Below are 19,934 nucleotides of genomic sequence, written 5' to 3' on the forward strand. Positions count from 1 at the left end.
CGCCCGTTGGCGCAAGGAGACCCCATGCCGAAACAGGGCAAAGACTTCTCGCAATTGGACGCGGACTTCGTCCGCGTCCTGGAAGACCTGATCGACGCGCTGATCGCCAATGGCACCTTGCGTATGACGGACCTGCCGATACAGGCGCAACAGAAACTCACCCAGCGCAAGCAGCAGCGCGCGCGACTCTCGGAACACCTCGACCTGCTGGATGACGAAGATGGACAAGTTATCTGAACTGGCCGCCCGGGAGTGGCGCGCGGACGCCCGCGCCGCACATGACGATCCCCTGCTGGACTGTCTGGTGGAAATCACCCGGCTGCACGGGGTGACGGCCACGGCCCAGGCGCTGTCTTCGGGCCTGCCGCTGGAAGAACACCGGCTGACCCCCGCCCTGCTGCCGCGCGCCGCCGCGCGCGCGCAGATGTCGGCGCGCGTGGTCAAACGCCCGCTCGAAAGCATTTCCCAGGACCTGCTGCCCGCCATCCTGCTGCTGCATGGCGAGCGCGCCTGTCTGCTGCTGAAGACGGACGGCGACAAGTACGTGGTCAGCCATCCCGAGCTGGGCGGCAGCTCCATGGAAATGAGCGCCACGGAACTGGCGGCGCAATACACCGGCCTGGTGTGCTTCGTGCGGCCGCAGTTCCGCTTCGACGCGCGCGCGCCCGAGGTCGCCAAGGTGCGCGAGCGCCATTGGTTCTGGGCCGCCATCATGGAGAACCGGCGCCTGTACCGCGACGCGCTGGTCGCGGCGCTGCTGATCAACATCTTCGCGATGGCCATGCCGTTGTTCACGATGAACGTCTATGACCGCGTCGTGCCCAACAACGCCATCGAAACCCTCTGGGTGCTGGCCATCGGCATCACGCTGGTCGTGATCTTCAACATGATCCTGGGCACCGCCCGCTCGCACGTGGTCGACAGCGCCAGCAAGCGGGTCGACGTGCGCCTGTCGGCCCAGATCATGGAACGGGTGCTGGACCTGCGGCTGGAAGGCAGGCCGGTGTCGGTCGGCTCCTTCGCCGCCAACCTGCGCTCGTTCGAGTCCATCCGCGATTTCATCGCCTCGGCCACCATCACCACCCTGGTGGACCTGCCCTTCATCCTGCTGTTCCTGCTGGCCCTGGCCTGGATCTCGCCCTGGATGGTGCTGCCGCCGCTGGTCGCCATCGTGCTGATCCTGCTGGTGTCGCTGGCGGCGCAGGCGCGCATGGAAGCGCTGACCATGTCGTCGTTCCAGGCCGCCTCGCAGCGCAACGCCACCCTGGTCGAGGCGCTGACCGGCCTGGAGGCCGTCAAGACGCTCAACGCCCAGGGCGCGATCCAGCGCAACTGGGAACGTGCCACCGAATTCATCGCCCAGACCGGCGGCAAGCTCAAGCTGATCTCCTCGTCCACGGTCGGTTTCGTGCAGGCCGTGCAGCAGATGGTGTCGATCTCGGTCGTGATCATCGGCGTCTACCAGGCGCAGGAGTCCGCCATCTCCATGGGCGGCATCATCGCCGCGTCCATGATCGCGGGCCGCTGCCTGGCGCCGCTGGGGCAGGTCGCCGGCCTGCTCATGCAGTACCAGAACGCGCGCACGTCGCTGGGTTCGATCGACAACTACATGAAGCTGCCGGTCGAACGCCCCGCCAATGCCGAATTCCTGCACCGCCCCGTGTTCCACGGCGGGCTGGAATTCCGCGACGTCAGCTTCACCTATCCGGGCGCGGCGCAGCCGGCGCTGAAGAAGGTCTCGTTCAAGCTCAAGCCGGGCGAAAAGGTCGGCGTCATCGGCCGCATCGGCTCGGGCAAGACCACGCTGGAAAAACTGGCCCTGGCGCTGTATGAGCCCACCGAGGGCGCGGTGCTGCTCGACGGCATCGACGTGCGCCAGATCGATCCGGCCGACGTGCGGCGAGCCATCGGCCACGTGCCCCAGGACCCGCTGCTTTTCTACGGCAGCCTCAAGCACAACCTGGCCATGGGCGCGCCCTACGCCGACGACGCCAGCATTCTGGCGGCCGCCAACCTGGCCGGCGTCACGGATTTCGCCAACCTCCATCCCAATGGCTTCGACATGCTGATCGGCGAACGCGGCGAGTCCCTGTCCGGCGGCCAGCGCCAGTCGGTGGCCGTGGCCCGCGCCCTGATCAACGATCCGCCCATCCTGCTGCTGGACGAGCCCAGCAGCAACATGGACCACCAGAGCGAAGCCCAGCTGCGCAAGCGCCTGGGAGAAGCCAGCGAAACCAAGACCATCCTGCTGGTCACGCACCGCACCGCCTTGCTGGACCTGGTCGACCGGCTCATCGTGATCGACAACGGCCACATCGTGGCCGACGGTCCCAAGGAGCAAGTGGTCGAAGCCCTGCGTCAAGGACGCGTCGGACGCGGAAGCTGAGGCAAGCATGCTGAACAACCCAGCCGAAACCAGGCACGGCCTGTTTGGAACCCTGTGGCGCAAGCTGCGCGGCGTCTTCATGTTCTTTTTCGACCGCCTGCTCGACGGCGCCGACCGGAACAAGCCGCAGCACCGCTCCGACTACGTCGGCAATGCGGAATGGGTCATCCACGAATCCCAGGCGCGCGGCTCGCGCATCCTGCTGTGGGTCAGCCTGCTGGCCACCGGCGGCCTGCTGTTCTGGGCCGCCGTGGGCAGCATCGACGAGGTCGTCCGCGGCGAAGGCAAGGTCGTGCCGTCGCGCCAGGTGCAGATCATCCAGAGCCTGGACGGCGGCATCGTCGAGGAAATCCTGGTGCGCCCCGGCCAGGAGGTCGAGGCCGGCGAAGTCCTGCTCAGGATCGACTCCACCCGCTTCGCCTCCTCGCTGGGCGAGAACAACGCCGAATACCTGTCGCTGCTGGCCAAGTCGGCGCGCCTGAAGGCGCTGGCCACGGGCGAGCCCTTCGTCGCGCCCGAAGAGGTGCTGGCGCAGGCGCCCGGGCTGGTCGAAATGGAACGCAATGCGTGGCAGGCCCGCACCAGCGAACTGAACGCCACCGTCAACGTCGCCCGCGAACAGCTCAATCAGCGCCAGGAAGACCTGCGCGAAACCATCGCCAAGCGCGACCAGGCCGCCGCCAGCTGTGGCCTGACCTCGCGCGAACTGCAGGTGACCCGCCCGCTGCTCAAGAGCGGCGCCGTCTCCGAGGTCGACCTGCTGCGCCTGCAGCGCGACGTGGCGCGCTATTGCGGCGAACAGAAAGGCGCCGAAGCGCAGATCGACCGTTTCCAGGCCTCGATCAAGGAAGCCGAAAGCAAGATCCAGGAAGCCGAGCTCAATATCCGCAACCAGGCCCGCAGCGAGCTGTCCGAAACCAACACCAAGCTGTCGACGCTGCGCGAAGGCAAGCTGGCGCTGGTCGACCGGGTCAAGCTGGCCGAAGTCCGCGCCCCGGTGCGCGGCACCGTCAAGACGCTGTTCAACAACACCGTCGGCGGCGTGGTGCAGCCGGGCAAGGACATCATCGAGATCGTGCCCAAGGACGACACCCTGCTGCTCGAAGTGCGCATCCTGCCGCGCGACATCGGCTTCCTGCACGCCGACCAGAAGGCCGAAGTGAAGTTCACCGCCTACGACTTCGCCATCTACGGCGGCCTGGAAGGCAAGGTCGAGCAGATCGGCGCGGACACCGTTACCGACGAGAAAGGCAATTCCTACTACGTGGTGCGCGTCCGCACGGACCGCAGCACCGTGGGCGAGAAGCTGTTGCCCATCATCCCCGGGATGGTGGCGGAGGTCCATATCCTGACCGGCAAGCGCACGGTGCTGCAATACCTGCTCAAGCCGATATTGCGCGCCAAGGCGAATGCCTTCACCGAACGTTGACGGAGGACTGCAAGGCTTTATGAAACCCGTTCCTGTCCTGTTGATTACGCACGACGACCTGTTGTGGCAACACTGGCGCGCGCTGGACCCGGCGCGCTGGATGGCCGCCCGCGGGCGCGGCCTTGCCGACCTGCAGCGCTGGCGCGAGCAGGGCCGCACGCTGGCGGTGCTGGATACCGGCCTGCCCCGGCTTCCCTCCTGGCAGGACCCCAGCTGGACCGCCGCCCTGGCGGAAATGCGCGTCGTCGTGGCCAGCCCCAGCCCCAACGACGAAGAAGGCACACAAGCCCTGGGCGCGGGCGCCCACGGCTATTGCCACAGCTATGCGCCGGCGGCGGCCCTGTCGCAGGCGCTGGAGGTAGTGGCCTCCGGCGGCATCTGGATGGGCAGGTCCCTGGTGTCCCGGCTGCTCAAGCTGGTGGCCGAACGCACCCAGGGCGCGCCCTCGTGGGACGGCGGCCTCTTGACCGAACGCGAAATGACGGTGGCGCGCTACGCCGCCAACGGCCATGCCAACGCGCCCATCGCCGAGACCCTGGGCATTACCGAACGCACGGTCAAGGCCCACCTGTCGGCCGTTTTCGAGAAGCTGGGCGTCACCGACCGCCTGCAGCTCGCCCTGCTGGTCCACGGCATTTCCACCCCCGCCGACAGCGCCGCCAAAATCGCCTCCTGATACTGTCCTTGAGGACAATATCCCGCGCCGCCGGCGCGACCTAGTATCTGGTCATCTTGGATAACTCCCTGAAACGGAACCAACATGGCCAACACTACCCCTGCAGTCGTCAACGAAATCACCGGTCGCGCCTGGATACGCAATAGCGATGGTTCCCTGACCGAACTGCACCAGGGCAGCAAAGTGCCCGCCGGCAGCGAGGTCGTCACGGCCTCGGGCGCCACGGTTTCGCTTCAGGTGGGCGACGGCATGCCGATCGTGATCGGCGAAGGCCGCGAAGTGGCGATGAACGGCGACATGGGCGGCCCGCTGGCCGATCCCTCGGAAGCCGCGGTGGCCCCGCCCAGCGGCACCGATTCCGACCGCCTGCTGGCCGCCCTGCGCGACGGCCGCGACCCGTTCGACGAACTCGATCCCACCGCGGCCGTGGTGGCCGGCGGCGGCGATAACGGCGGCAGCAGCTTCGTGCGCCTGGCCCGCATCCTCGAAACCACCTCTCCGCTGGACCTGGCCTACCCCAATCCTGCCCGCGCCAACGACGTGCTGCCCCGCCTGTCGGGCCTGGGCTCGCGCGGCGACGACGAAGAAGCGACCGTCACCCCCACCACCGTCAATAACGCGCCCAACGCGCTCGACGACGCCGGCCGCGGCGGCCAGGACAGCCTGGTGCGCGGCAACCTGCTGCTCAACGACTCCGATCCCGACGGCGACCCGCTGGCCATCGTCTCGATCAGCGGCCGTCCCATGACCCCGGGCGGCATCACCGTCAACGGCAGCAACGGCGGCACCTTCACCATCCAGCCCGACGGCAGCTACGTCTTCAACCCGGGCGGCAACTACACCCACCTGGCCGAAGGCGAAACCACCACCACCACGATTTCGTACGTCATCACGGACCCCAGCGGCGCCACCTCCACCGCCAACGTGGTCATCACGATCACCGGCAGCAACGAAGGCCCGGTGTCGACCGCCATCTCCGGCACCAGCGGCGTCGACGCCCAGACCGGCGTGAGCTACGACGTCTCCGGCTACTTCTCCGACCCGGACACCAGCGACAAGCTGACCTACACCGCCAACGGCCTGCCGCCCGGACTGAGCATCGATCCCAACACGGGCGTGATCACCGGCACCATCGACCACTCGGCCTCGCAGGGCGGCAACAACGGCGTCTACACGGTCACCGTGACCGCCACCGCCCCCTCCGGCGCCACCACCTCGCAGTCCTTCGACTGGGACGTGACCAACCCCGCGCCCACCGCCCTGGATGACGCCGGCCAGACCGACGAAGACACCACCCTGAGCGTCGACGCCGCGAACGGCGTGCTGTCCAACGACAACGACCCGGACGGCGACACGCTGACCGTCACCGCAGTCAACGGCAGCGCCGCAGGCGTGGGCAGCGTCGTCACCGGCTCGGGCGGCGGCACGTTCACGCTGAACGCCGACGGCTCGTACACCTTCAACCCCGGCTCGGACTTCCAGAACCTGGCGGCCGGCGAGAAGACCAGCAGCTCCATCACCTACCTGGTTTCGGACGGCGAAGGCGGCACCAGCACGGCCACCCTGACGGTCGAGATCACCGGCACCAACGATGCGCCCGTGGCGATCGCGCTGGACAACCGCGACAACATGGACGGCGACACGGTCAGCTATGACCTGTCCGGCTATTTCAGCGATATCGACAATGGCGACGCGCTGACCTACTCCGTCGACCACGTGCCCGGCGGCCTCACCTTCGACACCGCCACCGGCACCTTCTCCGGCACGCTGGCCAACTGGGCCTCCGACCACACCAACACCGGCGTCAAGGGCGAGTACCTGATCACCGTGACCGCCACCGACAAATCGGGCGCCTCGGTCTCGCAGACCTTCGTCTGGACCATCGGCAACCCCGAGCCGATCGCCCTCGATGACGCCGGCCGCACCCAGGAAGACACCGTCCTGGTCGTCGACCACCGCACCGAAGGCGTGCTCGGCAACGACCGCGATCCGGACGGCGACGCGCTCTCGGTCTCGCAGGTCAACGGCAAGGAAGCCGGCGTGGGCCAGCCCGTGGCCGGCTCCAACGGCGGCACCTTCACGCTGAACGCCGACGGCACCTACACCTTCAATCCGGGCGCGGACTTCCAGCGCCTGGGCGACGGCCAGACGGCGACCACCTCCATCACCTACACCGTGACCGACGCCCAGGGCGCCACGGACAAGGCCACGCTGGTCATCACGGTCACCGGCAGCAACGACGCCCCGATTCTCACGCCGGACGTCATCCTGGGCGACCTGAGCAACAACGACAGCGACGTCATCACCCCGGTCGACATCGCCAGGCAGTTCCAGGACGTGGACCAGGGCGACACCCTCACCTACACCGCCACCGGCCTGCCGCCGGGCCTGGCGCTGGACCCCGTCACCGGCCTCATCTCCGGCAAGATCGACTCCTCGGCCTCGCAGGGCGGCAACAACGGCGTCTACACGATCGTCGTCACCGCGACCGACGCGTCCGGCGCCAAGATCAGCCAGACCTTCGAATGGGACATCAAGAACCCCGCGCCCAAGGCCGTCGACGACCAGAACACGACCGACGAAGAAACCTCGCTCACCGTCGACGCCAGCAATGGCGTGCTGGCCAACGATAGCGATCCCGACGGCGACACCATCAAGGTCTCGCAGGTCAACAACAACGACGCCAGCGTCGGCCAGCCGGTGGCCGGCTCGCACGGCGGCACCTTCACGCTGAACGCCGACGGCTCGTACTCGTTCAATCCGGGCGGCGACTTCCAGTACCTGAACAATCAGCAGACCGCCACCACCTCGATCACCTATACGGTCGTCGATGCGGACGGGGCCACGACCACCGCCACCCTGGTCATCACGGTCACCGGCAACAACGACGCCCCGATCCTCACGCCGGACGTCATTCTGGGCGACCTGAGCAACAACGACAGCGACGTCATCACCCCGGTCGACATCGCCAGGCAGTTCCAGGACGTGGACCAGGGCGACACCCTCACCTACACCGCCACCGGCCTGCCGCCGGGCCTGGCGCTGGACCCCGTCACCGGCCTCATCTCCGGCAAGATCGACTCCTCGGCCTCGCAGGGCGGCAACAACGGCGTCTACACGATCGTCGTCACCGCGACCGACGCATCCGGCGCCAAGATCAGCCAGACCTTCGAATGGGACATCAAGAACCCCGCGCCCAAGGCCGTCGACGACCAGAACACGACCGACGAAGAAACCTCGCTCACCGTCGACGCCAGCAATGGCGTACTGGCCAACGATAGCGATCCCGACGGCGACACCATCAAGGTCTCGCAGGTCAACAACAACGACGCCAGCGTCGGCCAGCCGGTGGCCGGCTCGCACGGCGGCACCTTCACGCTGAACGCCGACGGCTCGTACTCGTTCAACCCGGGCAGCGACTTCCAGTACCTGAACGACCAGCAGACCGCCACCACCTCGATCACCTACACGGTCGTCGACGCGGACGGCGCCACGACCACCGCCACGCTGACCGTCACGGTCACCGGCCAGACCGACGCCCCGCCCGTCATCACCCCCGAGGACACCGACGGCACGGTCACCGGCGCGCACAACAGTGTGATCGAAGCCAGCGGCGACATCGTCACCGGTTCCGTCACGGTCTCGGCCGAGGCCGGCATCCGTGGCGTGACCGTCGGCGGCCAGGACGTCACCGGCGCCAACAACACGCCGGTGGTCATCACCACCGACAAGGGCATCCTGACCATCACCGGTTACGATGCGGCCACCGGCAAGATCACCTACTCCTACCAGGAAACGGGCGGCGCGGACGACCACAGCGGCGGCGACAACGCCGTGCGCGACAGCTTCCCGGTGGTCGTCACCGACCTTGCGGGCGCCAGCAACAGCAACGACCTCGTCATCCAGATCATCGACACCGAGCCCAAGGCCGAGGACGACGTCGCTTCCGTCACGGAAGACGCCACTGCCCCGATCACCGGCAACGTGCTGGCCAACGACACGTTGGGCGCCGATGCCAGCACCACCGTCATCAACACGGCCGACGCCAAGTACGGCACGCTGATCGACAACGGCGACGGCACCTGGTCGTATCAGCTGAACAACGGCCTGGAAGCCGTCCAGGCCCTGAACGACGGCGACACGCTGACCGAGACGATCCGCTACACGATCACCGACGCCGATGGCGACATCGCCGAGGCCGTGATCACCATCACGATCAACGGCCAGACCGACGGCCCGCCTGTCATCACCCCCGAGGACAGCGACGGCACCGTCACCGGTGCGCACAACAGCGTGATCGAAGGCACCGGCGACATCGTCACCGGTTCCGTCACGGTCTCGGCCGAAGCCGGCATCCGTGGCGTCACCGTGGGCGGCCAGGACGTCACCGGCGCCAACACCACGCCGGTCGTCATCACCACCGACAAGGGCATCCTGACCATCACCGGTTACGACGCCGCCACCGGCAAGATCACCTACTCCTACCAGGAGACGGGTGGAGCCGACGACCACAGCGACGGCGACAATGCCGTGCGCGACCTGTTCCAGGTCGCAGTCACCGACGTGGCAGGCAAGACCACCACCGGCGACCTCGTCATCCAGATCATCGACACCGAGCCCAAGGCCGAGGACGACACGGCTTCCGTCACGGAAGATGCCACCGCCCCGATCACCGGCAACGTGCTGGCCAACGACACGCTGGGCGCCGATGCCAGCACCACCGTCATCAACACGGCCGACGCCAAGTACGGCACGCTGATCGACAACGGCGACGGTACGTGGTCGTATCAGCTGAACAACGGCCTGGAGGCTGTCCAGGCCCTGAACGATGGCGATACGCTGACCGAGACCATCCGCTACACCATCACCGACGCCGATGGCGACATCGCCGAGGCGGTGATCACCATCACGATCAACGGCCAGAACGACGGCCCGCCGGTCATCACGCCTGAAGACAGCGACGGCACCGTCACGGGCGCACACAACAGCGTGATCGAAGGCACGGGCGACATCGTCACCGGTTCCGTCACGGTGTCGGCCGAAGCCGGCATCCGTGGCGTGACCGTCGGCGGCCAGGACGTCACGGGCGCCAACAACACCCCCGTCGTCATCACCACCGACAAGGGCATCCTGACCATCACCGGTTACGATGCGGCCACCGGCAAGATCACCTACTCCTACCAGGAGACCGGTGGAGCCGACGACCACAGCGACGGCGACAACGCCGTGCGCGACCTGTTCCAGGTCGCAGTCACCGACGTGGCCGGCAAGACCACCACGGGCGACCTCGTCATCCAGATCATCGACACCGAGCCCAAGGCCGAGGACGACGTCGCTTCCGTCACGGAAGATGCCACCGCCCCGATCACCGGCAACGTGCTGGCTAACGACACGTTGGGCGCCGATGCCAGCACCACCGTCATCAACACGGCCGACGCCAAGTACGGCACGCTGATCGACAACGGCGACGGCACCTGGTCGTATCAGTTGAACAACGGCCTGGAAGCTGTGCAGGCGCTCAACGACGGCGACACGCTGACCGAGACCATCCGCTACACGATCACCGACGCCGATGGGGACATCGCCGAGGCGGTGATCACCATCACGATCAACGGCCAGACCGACGGTCCGCCTGTCATCACCCCCGAGGACAGCGACGGCACCGTCACCGGTGCGCACAACAGTGTGATCGAAGGCACGGGCGACATCGTCACCGGCTCCGTCACGGTGTCGGCCGAGGCCGGCATCCGTGGAGTGACCGTGGGCGGCCAGGACGTCACCGGCGCCAACAACACCCCCGTCGTCATCACCACCGACAAGGGCATCCTGACCATCACCGGTTACGATGCGGCCACCGGCAAGATCACCTACTCCTACCAGGAGACGGGTGGAGCCGATGACCACAGCGACGGCGACAACGCCGTGCGCGACCTGTTCCAGGTCGCAGTCACCGACGTGGCCGGCAAGACCACCACGGGCGACCTCGTCATCCAGATCATCGACACCGAGCCCAAGGCCGAGGACGACGTCGCTTCCGTCACGGAAGACGCCACCGCCCCGATCACCGGCAACGTGCTGGCCAACGACACGCTGGGCGCGGACGCCAGCACCACCGTCATCAATACGGCCGACGCCAAGTACGGCACACTGATCGACAACGGCGACGGCACCTGGTCGTATCAGCTGAACAACGGCCTGGAGGCTGTGCAGGCGCTCAATGACGGCGATACGCTGACCGAGACGATCCGCTACACCATCACCGACGCCGATGGCGACATCGCCGAGGCGGTAATCACCATCACGATCAACGGCCAGACCGATGGCCCGCCGGTCATCACGCCTGAAGACAGCGACGGCACCGTCACGGGCGCACACAACAGCGTGATCGAAGGCACGGGCGACATCGTCACCGGCTCCGTCACAGTGTCGGCCGAGGCCGGCATCCGTGGCGTGACCGTCGGCGGCCAGGACGTCACCGGCGCCAACACCACGCCGGTGGTTATCACCACCGACAAGGGCATCCTGACCATCACCGGTTACGACGCCGCCACCGGCAAGATCACCTACTCCTACCAGGAGACGGGTGGAGCCGACGACCACAGCGACGGCGACAATGCCGTGCGCGACCTGTTCCAGGTCGCAGTCACCGACGTGGCCGGCAAGACCACCACGGGCGACCTCGTCATCCAGATCATCGACACCGAGCCCAAGGCCGAGGACGACGTCGCTTCCGTCACGGAAGATGCCACCGCCCCGATCACCGGCAACGTGCTGGCCAACGACACGCTGGGCGCCGATACCAGCACCACCGTCATCAACACGGCCGACGCCAAGTACGGCACGCTGATCGACAACGGCGACGGTACCTGGTCGTATCAGCTGAACAACGGCCTGGAAGCCGTCCAGGCCCTGAACGACGGCGACACGCTGACCGAGACCATCCGCTACACCATCACCGACGCCGATGGCGACATCGCCGAGGCGGTGATCACTATCACCATCAACGGCCAGAACGACGGCCCGCCGGTCATTACGCCTGAAGACACCGACGGCACCGTCACCGGTGCGCACAACAGCGTGATCGAAGGCACGGGCGACATCGTCACCGGTTCGGTCACGGTGTCGGCCGAAGCCGGCATCCGCGGCGTCACCGTCGGTGGCCAGGACGTCACGGGCGCCAACAACACCCCCGTCGTCATCACCACCGACAAGGGCATCCTGACCATCACCGGTTACGACGCCGCCACCGGCAAGATCACCTACTCCTACCAGGAGACCGGTGGCGCGGACGACCACAGCGACGGCGACAACGCCGTGCGCGACCTGTTCCAGGTCGCAGTCACCGACGTGGCAGGCAAGACCACCACGGGCGACCTCGTCATCCAGATCATCGACACCGAGCCCAAGGCCGAGGACGACACGGCTTCCGTCACGGAAGACGCGACCGCCCCGATCACCGGCAACGTGCTGGCCAACGACACGCTGGGCGCGGACGCCAGCACCACCGTCATCAACACGGCCGACGCCAAGTACGGCACGCTGATCGACAACGGCGACGGTACCTGGTCGTATCAGCTGAACAACGGCCTGGAAGCCGTCCAGGCCCTGAACGACGGCGACACGCTGACCGAGACCATCCGCTACACCATCACCGACGCCGATGGCGACATCGCCGAGGCGGTGATCACTATCACCATCAACGGCCAGAACGACGGCCCGCCGGTCATTACGCCTGAAGACACCGACGGCACCGTCACCGGTGCGCACAACAGCGTGATCGAAGGCACGGGCGACATCGTCACCGGTTCGGTCACGGTGTCGGCCGAAGCCGGCATCCGCGGCGTCACCGTCGGTGGCCAGGACGTCACGGGCGCCAACAACACCCCCGTCGTCATCACCACCGACAAGGGCATCCTGACCATCACCGGTTACGACGCCGCCACCGGCAAGATCACCTACTCCTACCAGGAGACCGGTGGCGCGGACGACCACAGCGACGGCGACAACGCCGTGCGCGACCTGTTCCAGGTCGCAGTCACCGACGTGGCAGGCAAGACCACCACGGGCGACCTCGTCATCCAGATCATCGACACCGAGCCCAAGGCCGAGGACGACACGGCTTCCGTCACGGAAGACGCGACCGCCCCGATCACCGGCAACGTGCTGGCCAACGACACGCTGGGCGCGGACGCCAGCACCACCGTCATCAACACGGCCGACGCCAAGTACGGCACGCTGATCGACAACGGCGACGGCACCTGGTCGTATCAGTTGAACAACGGCCTGGAGGCTGTCCAGGCCCTGAACGACGGCGATACGCTGACCGAGACGATCCGCTACACCATCACCGACGCCGATGGCGACATCGCCGAGGCCGTGATCACCATCACGATCAACGGCCAGACCGACGGCCCGCCTGTCATCACCCCCGAGGACACCGACGGCACCGTCACCGGTGCGCACAACAGTGTGATCGAAGGCACGGGCGACATCGTCACCGGTTCCGTCACGGTGTCGGCCGAAGCCGGCATCCGTGGCGTGACCGTCGGCGGCCAGGACGTCACCGGCGCCAACACCACGCCGGTGGTCATCACCACCGACAAGGGCATCCTGACCATCACCGGTTACGATGCCGCCACCGGCAAGATCACGTACTCCTACGAGGAAACGGGCGGCGCGGACGATCACCGTGCAGGCAACGATAGCGTGCGTGATGAGTTCCAAATCGTGGTCACCGACGTGGCCAACGTCAGCCGTGATAACAACCTCGTCATCCAGATCATCGACACCGAGCCCAAGGCCGAGGACGATGTCGCTTCCGTCACGGAAGACGCGACCGCCCCGATCACCGGCAACGTGCTGGCCAACGACACGCTGGGCGCCGATGCCAGCACCACCGTCATCAACACGGCCGACGCCAAGTACGGCACGCTGATCGACAACGGCGACGGCACCTGGTCGTATCAGTTGAACAACGGCCTGGAGGCTGTGCAGGCCCTGAACGATGGCGATACGCTGACCGAGACCATCCGCTACACCATCACCGACGCCGATGGCGACATCGCCGAGGCGGTGATCACCATCACGATCAACGGCCAGACTGATGGCCCGCCTGTCATCACCCCCGAGGACAGCGACGGCACCGTCACCGGTGCGCACAACAGCGTGGTCGAAGGCACCGGCGACATCGTCACCGGCTCCGTCACGGTGTCGGCCGAGGCCGGCATCCGTGGCGTCACCGTCGGCGGCCAGGACGTCACCGGCGCCAACACCACGCCAGTGGTCATCACCACCGACAAGGGCATCCTGACCATCACCGGTTACGATGCCGCCACCGGCAAGATCACGTACTCCTACGAGGAAACGGGCGGCGCGGACGATCACCGTGCAGGCAACGATAGCGTGCGTGATGAGTTCCAAATCGTGGTCACCGACGTGGCCAACGTCAGCCGTGATAACAACCTCGTCATCCAGATCATCGACACCGAGCCCAAGGCCGAGGACGACGTCGCTTCCGTCACGGAAGACGCGACCGCCCCGATCACCGGCAACGTGCTGGCCAACGACACGTTGGGCGCGGACGCCAGCACCACCGTCATCAACACGGCCGACGCCAAGTACGGCACGCTGATCGACAACGGCGACGGCACCTGGTCGTATCAGTTGAACAACGGCCTGGAAGCTGTCCAGGCCCTGAACGACGGCGACACGCTGACCGAGACCATCCGCTACACGATCACCGACGCCGATGGCGACATCGCCGAGGCGGTGATCACCATCACGATCAACGGCCAGACCGACGGCCCGCCTGTCATCACCCCCGAGGACAGCGACGGCACCGTCACCGGTGCGCACAACAGCGTGATCGAAGGCACGGGCGACATCGTCACCGGCTCCGTCACGGTCTCGGCCGAGGCCGGCATCCGTGGCGTGACCGTCGGCGGCCAGGACGTTACTGGCGCCAACAACACGCCGGTGGTTATCACCACCGACAAGGGCATCCTGACCATCACCGGCTACGATGCGACCACCGGCAAGATCACCTACTCCTACGAGGAGACGGGCGGCGCCGACGATCACAGCGCGGGTGACGACAAGGTGCGTGACGAGTTCCAGGTCGCCGTCACCGACGTGGCCGGCAAGACCACCACGGGCGACCTCGTCATCCAGATCATCGACACCGAACCCACGGCCAATGACGACGACGGCGGCAGCGTCACCGAAGACGCCACCGTCAACACCCTGGGCGGCAACGTCGTGGACAACGACACCAAGGGCGCCGACGCCATCAAGGACGTGACCTGGAACGTCTCCGACGCGCAGCGCGCCGAGATCGAGCAGTACGGCACGCTGACCCTGAACAACGACGGCACCTGGCGGTTCACGCTGGACAACAGCAAGCCGGCCGTCCAGGCGCTGGGCGCGAACACCAAGCTGGACTTCACGCTGGACTACACCATCACCGACGCGGATGGCGATGAATCCAGCGCCACGCTCAGCCTGAGCATCAACGGCGCCAACGACGCGCCCACGATCACCAGCGCCATCCTCAGCATCTCCGAAGAGGGGCTGCCGCTCGGCCTGGAGGACGACAAGGGCGTTGCCGATACGACGGACGCCGCGACCTACTCCGGCAAGCTGATCATTGCCGACGTGGACTCGGGCGACGCCCATACCGTGACGCTGGTCAAGCCGGCCGACACGGCGCTGTACTCGCAAGGACGGCCGGTCGTCTGGTCCCTGTCCGGCGACGGCCACACCCTGGTCGGCACCGACTACCTGGGCAAGCCCGTCATCACCATGACGGTGACGAACACGGGCGACTACACGGTCACCCTGTCCGGCCAGGTGGATCATCCGACGAATTCGGTCGAGGACGTGCTGCAGCTGGGTGTCGGCGTGGTGGTCAGCGACGGCCACACCACCTCCGGCGGCAGCATCACCGTCAATATCGAGGATGACAGCCCCGAGTTCGGCACCATCACCAACACCACCATGGACAACACCAGCTCCACGGTGCAAGGCACGCTGGAGTTCAATACCGGCGCCGATTCCGTCGGCGCCACGCTGGTCGTCTCCTCCATCGGGAAGCTGCCCGAAGGCTGGACCACCAGCACGCTGGGCCAATCCTCGGTCGACATCTTCTCGCCCGACGGCAGCAAGATTTTCACGGTCACGGTGAATCCGGCCGGCGGCTATACGGTCACCCAGCACGAAGCCCGCCCGGGAACGACCGAATCGATCGACCTGGCCTCCAGCATCACCAACAACCCGCAGACCAGCTACGACCTGGGCTACGCCACGCTGACCGCCGGCGGCGGCAAGACGTTCAACGCCAATTCGTTCGACGGCGGCAACTCGTTCGGCATCGGCAACACCTCCTTCGATGCGGGCGAGAGCTTCCGCATGGACTTCAAGCAGGCGCTGTCGGACTTCAGCCTGGACGTGGCCGAAGTCAAGGGATCGGGCACGATCCAGGTCACGGTCTGGAGCGGCAACGAGTCCAGGACCTTCTCGTTGGACGTGAACCCATCGACTGGCAGCCTCCACATCACGAAGGACATGCTGGAAAGCGGCACCCCCTCGCTGTCTCATTTCGACGCGATCCAGTTCACCGCGGGCGGCGGCGTCAAGATGTCGTTCCTCACGACCGGTTCCTATACGGAGAACGTCCCGGCCGGCCCGATGGACTTCACCGTCGGCGTGACCGGCACCGATGGCGACGGCGACCAGGTGACGGGCGAGTTCACCGTGACCTCCAAGGCCACGGAGAACAGCGCTCCCGAGATCCACGACGCCCACGTATCGGTTTCCGAGGAAGGCCTGGCCGGCGGCATCAAAGACTCCAACGGCACGGTCGACCAGTCGAACGAAACGTCCTACTCGGGCGTGCTGCAGATCTCCGACGCCAACGGCAACCAGGGCCTGTCGGTCAGCCTGCAGGCTCCGGCCGACGGTGTCCTGGTGTCGGGCGGCAAGCCCGTGACCTGGACGCTGGCCAACGGCAACCAGACCCTGACCGGCACGGTCGACGGCAAGACCGTGATCACCGTCACCGTCGACAACCAGGGCAACTACAGCGTCAAGCTGGACGCGCCGGTCGACCACCCGAACAAGGGCGTCGAGGACGTGCAGTCGTTCGGCATCGGCGTGAAGGTGACCGACGCGCTGGGCGCCAGCAGCACCGCCACGATCACCGTCAACGTCGAAGACGATATGCCGGCCAACAACCCGAACCCGACGTCCAGCGTCGGCGTGCCGGTCAGCGAGATCGGCGTCGGCGGCCTGCAATCCGGCTTCAGCAACTGGAAGCTGGAAAACAACGGCTCGCTGAATAGCCAGACCAACAACGACAGCGATCCCGGAATCGACGCGATCACCTGGGGCAAGCCGTCCAACTGGGGCTCGAAGTACTCCGGCTATGCCTTCGTGGACAACGAGGGACTGCGCAGCAACGCCACCGATCTGCTGGACACCACCTTCAAGATCGGCACGTTCACGCACAACAACTTCCCGATGACCGGAAATTCGCTGAAGTCGGTCGAGCTGAACGTGGTGCTGCGCGTCACCATCGATGGCGTCGAGCACGTCGTCAACCACACGATCACGCTGGAACATACGGAAACGCCGAACAACTATGGCGATTACCGCGATGACGACATCGTCCGGATCTCCGACTCCTCGCTGCAGCAGACCTTCCAGGTCGGCGACCGCACCTATGTGCTGAACATCCCGGGCTTCAAGGACGCCAACGGCAAGCTGGTCACGGAAATCCACACCAAGGAAGGCCAGGCCAACTCCTTCGAACTGTATGCCACGGTATCGTCCACCGACCCGCTGCCCAAGGTCGAAGGCGACCTGTTCAGCACCGAAGGCGGCGGCGTCGCAGGCTGGCAGTACGGCGCCGACGGCGCCGGCTCGGTGGCCTGGACCGGCGGCGTCACCCGGGCCGATGGCTCGACGGTCATCGAGAACGAGTACGGCAAGCTGACCATCGACGCCAACGGCCACTACACGTTCGAAATGAGCCGCAAGGCCTACGACAACTTCGAAATCGGCAACAAGGCGCTGACCTACACCTATACCGTCACCGACGCCGACGGCGACAGCCAGCAAGGCCATATCACCATCAACCTGAATGGCTACGACAACGGGCCGGCCGTCTTCCTGAAGGTCGTGGCCGACTCGGCCCACGTCAGCGAGGCCGACGGATCGGTCTCCTACACCGTCATGCTGGTCGACAAGGACGGCAACGAAGTCAAGGTGCCGGACGGCAAGTCCATCACCGCCGCGCTGCAGTGGGAAGGCGACGCCACCGGCAATACGGACACCGGCAACCTGCCCGGCTCCGTCACGATCGGCGGTGGGCAGTCCAGCGCCACCGTGACCGTGGGCGTGGTCAACGACCATGCGGTCGAGGGCAACAAGGGCCTGTCGCTGTCGCTGGGCAACGTGACCGGGGGCAACGCCTTCGACCGCGGCATTCTGGCGGACAAGAACCCGGCGACCACGACCATTCACGACGATGACGTGGCGGTGAAGACGCCGCAGCCGACCCTGACCAACGAGGGCCTTAACCTGACGGTGTGGGCGACCAAGAGCGGCTGGAATCTGTCCAAGTCGGACAAGGACGTGAACGACGTGCTGACCAAGCTCGACAAGAGCGGCGGTACGGAGGGCAACGGCGCCTACTCCAACGACCTCGAAGCCCTGATCAAGCAGTTGATGGACATCGACTCGAACGGCAATGGCTTCCGCTCCAAGGACCCCATCGGTTCGGGCCGCGGCCACAAGTACGGCGATGCCGGCTTCACCGGCAGCAAGTCCACCGATCCTAGCCAGTACCTGGTCCAGGACCTGATGGGCAAGGACCCGCAAGGCGACGCCCGTTCGCAATGGGGCAACGTCAACGGCAATACGGCGATCCACGCCAACGGCGTGATCTACCTGAAGGCCGGCGAAACCTACACCGTGCACGCCCAGGGCGACGACAGCCTGCGCGTGGTGCTGGGCGACCGCAACATGGGCGGCCAGGTGGTGGACCTGCGCTGGGGCAGCGACCATGCCACGGTCAAGACCTTCACCTTCACCCCGACGGAGAGCGGCCTGTACACCCTGGATATGTTCCTGCATAACCAGAACGGCCCGGGCATGTTCAACGTCTGGATCGAGAACAGCAGCGATCCGGGCAAGGCGCTGACCTTCTTCCCGAGCTTCGAGGCCGCCAAGGAACAGCTGGCCGCCAAGGACTCCGGCTTCAAGGTCGGCAGCCTGATCGGTACCGAAGGCTATGGCCACTACAAGGTCTACGGCTACAACGAAGCCCCGGTGAACGCCGAGATCAAGCTGTCGCAGATCCAGGTCGACCCGGCCAACCTGCCGCTGGCCAGCGGCGAGCATGTCGTCGGCATCATGGTCGAGAACCTGCTGGCCGGCTTCGTGCTGAGCGACGGCCAGGGCCACAGCTTCACGGCCACGGACGCCAACGGCTCGGTGGACGTCAAGGGCTGGAACCTCGACACGCTGACGCTCAAGCCGTCCGCCGGCTTTACCGGCGCGCTGGACCTGAATATCGACATCACGATCCAGGGCCACGATCAGGATGGCAGCGCCTATACCTACAACCGTGACAGCGACCTCACGATCCGCGTCGATGCCGTGACCTACGGCACGTCGGGCGCCGACACCCTGACCGGCGGCACCGGCGACGACTTCCTCTACGGCGGCGCGGGCAATGACGTGCTGCGCGGCGGGGACGGGCACGACACGCTGTACGGCGGCGACGGCAACGACGTCCTGCACGGCGGCAAGGGCAACGACACCCTGATCGGCGGAGAAGGCAGCGACACGTTCAAGTGGGAGCTGAACGACCAGGGCACGGTCGGCGCTCCGGCTGTCGACACGATCAAGGACTTCTCGATCCTGAAGCCCGCCGACGGCGGCGACATCCTGGACCTGAGGGATCTGCTGGTCGGCGAAAAGCAGTCGACGCTGAGCCAGTACCTGAACTTCAAGCAGGACCCGGACAACGCCAAGAACACGGTGATCGAGATCAACACCAAGGGCGAAATCGGCCAGGGTCCCGACCAGAAGATCGTGCTCGAAAACGTCGACCTGATGCATGGCACCAACGGCCAGCTCCTGGACAACCAGACCATCATCAACGACCTGCTCCAGAAGGGGAAGCTGAACGTCAACGACCACTAAGCTGCACCCACCCGGGAAGCGGCCCGCGGCCGCTTCCCTCGGATGATCCGCAAGCGCGGACCATCCGTTGGCGCCCGGCCTTCCTGCCTGAGCACTCAGGCAGGCGCCGGGCGTTCTTCTTTACCAGGTTTCATTCAGGACAACCGGACAAATTCACCCCTGACATCGTCTGCGAACACGGGCTGGCCGTAGAACGCCGCCCCTAACATCTGGCCATGTGGATCAATCCTGGAACG

At 66.1% G+C, this 19,934-nt stretch carries 5 protein-coding genes; all 5 read left to right on the plus strand.

The features are described 5' to 3' along the window. Nucleotides 1-24: 24 nt before the first annotated feature. The 5 genes from AC1M14_RS17100 (at nt 25) to AC1M14_RS17120 (ending at nt 19,698) form a co-directional block, all read left to right on the plus strand. Entirely contained in the window at nt 25-237 is a 213-nt protein-coding gene (locus tag AC1M14_RS17100) for a hypothetical protein (protein WP_043542665.1), read from the plus strand. Continuing rightward, a complete protein-coding gene (locus tag AC1M14_RS17105) occupies nt 221-2,386 on the plus strand; it encodes a type I secretion system permease/ATPase (RefSeq protein WP_479730100.1) in 2,166 nt (721 codons plus the stop codon). The genes AC1M14_RS17100 and AC1M14_RS17105 overlap by 17 nt, the downstream gene beginning before the upstream one ends. Before the next feature lie 7 nt (nt 2,387-2,393). Further along, entirely contained in the window at nt 2,394-3,815 is a 1,422-nt protein-coding gene (locus AC1M14_RS17110) for an HlyD family type I secretion periplasmic adaptor subunit (protein ID WP_102771674.1), read from the plus strand. Between the two features lie 19 nt (nt 3,816-3,834). Beyond that, nucleotides 3,835-4,491, plus strand: coding sequence for a response regulator transcription factor (locus AC1M14_RS17115; protein WP_102771675.1), 657 nt, complete (start codon nt 3,835-3,837; stop codon nt 4,489-4,491). An 84-nt stretch (nt 4,492-4,575) separates the two neighbouring features. Further along, complete coding sequence (locus AC1M14_RS17120; RefSeq protein WP_479730101.1) at nt 4,576-19,698, plus strand: retention module-containing protein; 15,123 nt, start codon at nt 4,576-4,578, stop codon at nt 19,696-19,698. The last annotated feature ends 236 nt before the right edge of the window (nt 19,699-19,934 follow it).

This window comes from Achromobacter sp. SX5, from assembly GCF_056711425.1.